The 302-nt window shown below is 51.3% G+C and carries 1 protein-coding gene; it reads right to left on the bottom strand.

The features are described 5' to 3' along the window. Nucleotides 1-302: hypothetical protein (locus tag AAEY97_RS21170; protein WP_351001312.1), on the bottom strand; the 302-nt coding region annotated here is incomplete at both ends.

Consider the following 302-nt stretch of genomic DNA (forward strand, 5'->3'; position numbering starts at 1 on the left):
CTGGTGCCGTCAATCACATTACCGGTCACTTCAGGGCTGTCTTCTGCAAGGGTGCGCGTTTCATTGTTATCAGTGAAGTCATCATTCATTGCAGTGATCACCGGAGTGTCACTGTCTTGGCCAGTTAAGCTGCCATCAGAGACGGTTAAATTAACCGCCGGCAGCGTGCCGCCGTTGTTAACCAAGTCAGCACCCGCTTGGGTTAATACCACTTCGCCGTTCACTAACGCGTAGTAACCGTCGTCATTGCTGCCTGGGGTAAAGTCAACCGTCAGTAAATCACCGTCTTCATCAAAGGTGGT

The sequence above is a fragment of the Shewanella sp. TB7-MNA-CIBAN-0143 genome, from assembly GCF_040310065.1.
Taxonomy (GTDB): Bacteria; Pseudomonadota; Gammaproteobacteria; order Enterobacterales; family Shewanellaceae; genus Shewanella.